The sequence below is a fragment of the Mesorhizobium sp. M7A.F.Ca.US.014.04.1.1 genome, assembly GCF_003998745.1.
Classification (GTDB): domain Bacteria; phylum Pseudomonadota; class Alphaproteobacteria; order Rhizobiales; family Rhizobiaceae; genus Mesorhizobium; species Mesorhizobium ciceri.
Window position 1 is genome coordinate 1 of the sequence record NZ_RZRW01000378.1, and the last position, 5764, is coordinate 5764.

4 protein-coding genes and 1 pseudogene are annotated in these 5764 nt (G+C 64.3%); 1 reads left to right on the forward strand and 4 read right to left on the reverse strand.

Features of this window, described 5'->3' with window-relative positions:
* Positions 1 to 315 (forward strand): annotated as a pseudogene (locus EOA22_RS22495) (LysR family transcriptional regulator); the annotation flags it as partial.
* Positions 316 to 348: 33 nt separating this feature from the next.
* On the opposite strand, the gene EOA22_RS22500 reads toward EOA22_RS22495, so the two are convergent.
* From EOA22_RS22500 to EOA22_RS22515, 4 genes are all read right to left on the reverse strand, one after another.
* The gene (locus tag EOA22_RS22500; RefSeq protein WP_063167627.1) at positions 349 to 2379 is read right to left on the reverse strand and encodes an ABC transporter ATP-binding protein; all 2031 of its coding nucleotides are present in this window, start codon (positions 2377 to 2379) and stop codon (positions 349 to 351) included.
* Positions 2372 to 3250: an ABC transporter permease gene (locus EOA22_RS22505; RefSeq protein WP_027163828.1), complete on the reverse strand. Its 879-nt coding sequence runs from the start codon at positions 3248 to 3250 to the stop codon at positions 2372 to 2374. Before EOA22_RS22505 ends, EOA22_RS22500 begins: the two co-directional genes overlap by 8 nt.
* The gene (locus tag EOA22_RS22510) at positions 3247 to 4230 is read right to left on the reverse strand and encodes an ABC transporter permease (RefSeq protein WP_181172681.1); all 984 of its coding nucleotides are present in this window, start codon (positions 4228 to 4230) and stop codon (positions 3247 to 3249) included. The genes EOA22_RS22505 and EOA22_RS22510 overlap by 4 nt, the downstream gene beginning before the upstream one ends.
* A 100-nt stretch (positions 4231 to 4330) precedes the next feature.
* Positions 4331 to 5764: ABC transporter substrate-binding protein (locus EOA22_RS22515; RefSeq protein ID WP_164755735.1), on the reverse strand; the 1434-nt coding region annotated here is incomplete at its 5' end.

Below are 5764 nucleotides of genomic sequence, written 5' to 3' on the forward strand. Positions count from 1 at the left end.
TTTCCCGGCATGGTCAGGCCCGCCATATCGGCCGGACTGGTCTTCATCGGGCTGCAGCACGTGCTGTCACAGCAGGCCGCCGCCTATCTGCCGCTCAGCGCCGTCAGCGGTCATATCGAGCGCGGCGAGATGCGGCGCATCGACAATACGCCGGTGTTCCAGCGGCCGATCTACCTCGCCTATCCCTCGAACCCCGCCTCGTCGGATGTTCTGGATGTCGCGCTCACAGGCCTGCGCACGCTGGCCAGAGACTGGGCCGAAGGGCAGGGCTTTTCGGAAGGCGACCGTGCTCTCAGCATGGCCGGCCAGATCTGACCGGCCAAGCCACGCGGGTGATGGTGACGCTCGCTATGCCGGCTCGGTCACGGCCGCTCTCTGCAGCCTGGCCAGTTCGGCATATGGAATGTGGCAGCGGATCGAATGGCCGGGCTGGGCCTCGCTCAGCGGCGGCTCCTGCTGTTCGCAGATCGGACCGATCTTGCGCGGGCAGCGCGTGTGGAACACGCAGCCCGACGGCGGATTGGTGGCGCTCGGGATTTCGCCGTCGAGACGAATGCGCGCCGTCTCGGTCTGGTCGAGTTTGGGCACGGCCGACAGCAGCGCTTCTGTGTAGGGATGATGCGGCCCGGAAAAGACTTGCTCCGACGGTCCGAGCTCCATGATGCGGCCGAGATAGAGCACGGCGATCTTGTCGGAGAGGTAACGCACCACGGCCAGATCATGCGAGATGAAGATGTAGCTGACGTCTTCCTTCGACTGCAGGTCGGCGAGCAGATTGAGGATGGCCGCCTGCACCGAGACGTCGAGCGCCGAGGTCGGCTCGTCGCAGACGACGATGCGCGGGACGCCGGCGAAGGCGCGGGCGATGGCGACGCGCTGCTTCAGGCCGCCGGACAGTTGGCGCGGTTTTACAGCCAGATGCCGGTCCGTAAGCCGCACCGAGCGGACAAGGTCGTTGAGACGAGCCTCCAGCGCCTTGCCGGAGAGGCCCGCCAGCCGCTTTAGCGCGCGTCCGATCAGATGCCGGATCGAATGCGATCGGTTGAGTGCGGAGTCCGGGTTCTGGAAGACGATCTGCATCGCCTTGATCTGGTCGTCGCTGCGGTTCTCCAGCCTGGGCGCCAGCGCCTTGCCTTCCAGCTCGATCGTGCCGCCTGCGTCCGGCGGCACAAGGCCGAGCAGCAGCCTGGCGAAGGTCGTTTTGCCGCTGCCGGATTCGCCGACCAGCCCGAGCGTTTCGCCAGGCCGCAGGTCGAGGGACACGTCCTTCACGGCGCGCAGTGCATGGCCATGGCTGGCATAGGTCTTGTTCAGCCCGGTGACGCGCAGCACCGGCGCTGCCGCCGCCCTTGGTACAGGCGCCACATCGCTCGGTGTCGCACGCGGCAGCGCCTGCGCCTTGTCGTGATGAAAGCAGCGCGACAGCCGGCCGCCCAGATCGTAGAGCGGTGGCAATTCGCTGCGGCAGCGGTCGTCGGCGAGCGCGCAGCGATCGGCGAAGGCGCAGCCCTTGATGTCGACCCCGATGCCGGGAAGGAAGCCGGGAATGGTATCGAGGCGGCCCTGGTCCTTGCGCTGGCCCCCGCGCGGCAGGCAGCGCAGCAAGGCTACGGTGTAGGGATGGCGCGGGTCGTTGAAGACGACCTCCGTCGGCCCTTCCTCGACCAGCATGCCGGCATAGAGCACGCCGACGCGGTCGCACATGTTGGAGACGACGGCGAGGTTGTGGCTGATAAACAGGATCGAGGCCGACAGTTCTTGCCGCAGCTGTGCGATCAGGTCGAGCACTTCGGCCTCTACCGTCGCATCGAGGCCGGTGGTCGGCTCGTCGAGGATCAGCATCGAGGGATCGTTGGCCAGCGCCATGGCGATCGCCACGCGTTGCTGCATGCCGCCGGAAAGCTGGTGCGGGTAGCGCTGCATCACGCTCATCGGATCGGAGATGCGCACGCGATTGAGCATCGCAATCGCCCGGTCGGTGGCCGCTTGTCCCGAAATACCGCCGAGTTCAAAAATCTCGGTCAACTGACGGCCGACGCGGATCGACGGGTTCAGCGCCTTGCCCGGGTCCTGATAGACCATGGAGACGCTTTCGGCCCGCGCCCGCCTGAGCGCCTCGGCGTCGAGTTTCATCACGTTCTGGCCGTCGAGCGATATCGTGCCGCCGGTGATAGAACCGTTTCTCGGCAGATAGCGCACCACCGTAAGCGCCACGGTGGATTTGCCGCAGCCGGATTCGCCGACCAGCCCATAGGCTTCGCCCTGGCCGATGGTGAGGCTGAGGTTACGCAGCACGGCGCGGTTGCGGCCGGCGACGCGGTAGGCAACCGAAAGATCGGTGACTTCGAGTGCGTTTTCGGCCTTGGCGGAGTTAGTCATTGAGCGCTCCGTGAACGCCGTCGGCGGCCAGATTGACGCCGATGACCAGCGAGGCGATGGCGAGCGCATCGAACAGCACCGTCCACCAGAAGCCGCCGCCGATCATGCCGTAATTGTTGGAGATCGACAGCCCCCAGTCGGGAGAGGGCGGCTGGATGCCGAAACCCATGAAGGAGAGCGTGGCGACGGCGAAGATGGCATAGCCGAGCCGCACAGTGGTTTCGACCAGGATCGGCGGAATGACGTTGGGCAGGATCTCGACGAACATCGTATGCAGGGCACTTTCATGCCTTAGCTGCGCGGCAGCGACATAGTCGAGTTCACGCTCGGCCAGCACCGCGGAGCGCACGGTGCGCGCGATGATCGGCGCGAAGCTTAAGCCGATGACAACGATGACCGTCGTCTTCGAGGTACCGAGCGCAACGATCGCCAGCAACGCAACGATGACCACCGGGATCGCCATGAAGGCTTCCAGGATTCGGCTGACGACATCGTCGACGAGGCCGCGAAAATAGCCGGTGACGAGGCCGAGCGCCGTGCCGGCCACTGTCGCCAGCAAGGTCGCCAGCGGGGCGACGGTCAGGATGTCGCGCGAGCCGACGATGACGCGCGAGAAGACGTCGCGGCCGATCTGGTCGGTGCCGAACCAGTGTTCGGAAGAAGGCGGCGCCAGCGCGTTGATGATGTCGTCGGCGAGCGGGTCGTAGGGTGCGAAGTGCTCGCCGAACAGCGCGCAGGCAACCCAGAACAGCACGATGGCGAAACCGACAAGGAATGTTCGCGAGCGCAGCAGCGAGAAGAAGACCTCGGCCAGCGGGCCGCGCGGGCGCGTGTCGTCGGGTGTCGAGGAGGTGGTCTGGATGGTGCTCATTGGTCTGACCCCAGCCGGATGCGCGGATTGAGCACGGAATAGAGGAAGTCGGCGACAAGAGTGGCCACGGCATAGACGATGCCGATGGTGAGGATGCCGGATTCCAGCATCGGGAAATCCTTGCCGCGCGCGGCAGTGAAGATCAGCGAGCCGATGCCCTGGTAGCGAAACAGCGTTTCGATGACGACAAGGCCGCCGATGAGGTAGCCGGTCTGCGTGGCGATAACGGTGATGGTCGGCAGCAGCGCATTGCGCAGCACATGGCGCCAGATCACCGTGCGCCAGGGCAGGCCCTTCAGCACGGCCGTTCGCGTGTAGTCGGAATCGAGCGCTTCGATCATGCCGGAGCGCGCCATGCGGGCGATGTAGCCGAATAGCACCAGGAACAGCGGCAGCGACGGCAGGATCAGGTAGTAGAGCTGCGTGAAGAAGCCGGCGTCGCGCGGCCATGCGGCCGATATCGGCAGCCAGCGCAGCCAGACACCAAAGATCAGGATCAGGATGATGCCGGTGACGAATTCCGGCAGCACCGTCACCGACAGACCGCCGAGGCTGATGATGCGGTCGAGCGGGCGGTTGAGGTTGAGCGCGGCGACGACGCCGCCGAGGATGCCGATCGGTACCACCAGCACGAAGGCGACCGCCGCCAGCTTCATCGAATTGCCGAGCGCATCGATGACGAAAGGCGCGACCGGCGAGCGGAAGATGTAGGACGTGCCCATGTCGCCCTGGACGAAATTGGAGATCCAGCCCCAGTACTGTGCCAGCAGCGGGCGATCGACGCCGAGCGTGTGATTGAGCGCGTCGACCGCGCGCTGGTCGGCGAATGGACCCAATATGGCGCGCCCGACGTTGCCGGGCAGCACCTGGCCGCCCAGGAACACCATGATGCTGAGCAGGAACAGCGTCACCAGCGACAGCGAGACACGCCGGGCAAGGAAGGAGAGAATGGCTAAGACTCCTTGTGGAGCCAGCCCCATGCGGGAGCTGGCTGTTAGAGGATTGGCTTTCCCTTTGAGCATGATCCCGAAAAGTGGGGACCGGTTTTCGGAAAAGGTCATGCTCCAACAAAGAGTTAGTTCAGGCTTTCGATGCCTTGTCGAGGAACAGCTGCGACATGGCGGTCGGCTGTACGCCGGCCACGCCCTTCGCCGTCGCCGTCAGATAGTCGTAGAAATAGCCGAAAATAACAGGCGTTTCCTCGAGCAACAGCTTCTGGATCTTGCCGGCGTCGGCCTTCTGCGCCTCGAGGTCGAGTGCTGCGATGTAGCTGGTCGCCAGCGCGTCATAGTCCTTGTTCTTGAAATGCGCCGCATTCCAGGTGCCTTCGCTCTTCAGCGGTGCCGCAAGATAGACGTTCGGCACGCCGCGGTGGCCGTAGTCGGTGATGCCCATCACCGAATCCAGCCAGTTCGACTTGCCGAACACCGCGTCTCCGTAATAGCCGCTCTGGTCGAGGATGTTGAGGTCGAGCTCGACGCCGATCTCCTTGACCCAGTTCTGGATGAGCTGGGCGTATTCGGGGATTTCCAGGTAGCGTTCGGTGGTCAGGGTTATCTTGAAGCCCTGGCCAAGGCCGGCTGCTTCCATGAGCTGCTTGGCCTGGGCGATATCCTGCTTGCGTTGCGGCACGCTCGTATCGGTCGAAGGATAGACGGCGGCGAACGGGCTGTCATTGCCCAGGGCGGAGCGTCCCTTCATCAGGCCGGCGGCCAGCTTGTCGCGATCGAGGCAGAGCGCAATGGCTCGGCGCACGCGCGCATCCTTCAACGGACCCTCGTCGCAGCGCATGTGCAGTTGCTGATGGGCCGACGACTTCAGGCTGATGATGTCGATGTTCGGATCGTTGAGCAGAGCGACGCCGGCCAGCACCGGCATCTGGTTGATGATGTCGACCTGTCCGCCCTGCAGCGCCAGGATCTGCGGCTGCATGTCGGTGAAGAAGGTGAATTCGGTGCGCTCGGGCAAGGCCTTCGGCCCCCAATAGTCCTCGTTGCGGACGAAGGACGCGCCGACCTTTGCCGTGTATTTCTCAATTCTGAACGGCCCGGTGCCGTCGAAGCTCTTTTCGTAGTCGCCCTTGTAGCTCGCCGGGATGATGACGGCGTTGTAGTTGTCGGACGACAGCATGTAGGGGAAGTTGCCGTTCGGCGCATCGAGGTGGAATTCCACCGTGTAGTCGTCGACCTTCTTTGAAGCGCCTTTCTGCAGGATGCCGGTGAACACCGACAGCGCATTGGACGAGTTGGCCGGGTCGGCAAGGCGGTCGATGCTGGCCACGACGTCGTCGGCCTTCATCTCGCCGCCGCTGTGGAATTTTACGCCCTTGCGCAGCTTGAAGGTCCACACCGTGCCGTTGTCGTTCGGCTTCCAGCTTTCGGCCAAGGCCGGCTGCAGCACCAGATCGGGGCCGTCGACGCAAAGGAATTCGGCAACCTGCTGCATGATCAGCAGTCCTACGGCGTCTGCAATGCTGCCCGGGTCGATCGTCCCCGCCGGCACACGTCTGGCGAC

Coding starts and splice junctions, on each gene's coding strand:
- EOA22_RS22500 (WP_063167627.1), bottom strand. CDS start 2,379: ATGACTAACTCCGCCAAGGCCGAAAACGCACTCGAAGTCACCGATCTT.
- EOA22_RS22505 (WP_027163828.1), bottom strand. CDS start 3,250: ATGAGCACCATCCAGACCACCTCCTCGACACCCGACGACACGCGCCCG.
- EOA22_RS22510 (WP_181172681.1), bottom strand. CDS start 4,230: ATGGGGCTGGCTCCACAAGGAGTCTTAGCCATTCTCTCCTTCCTTGCC.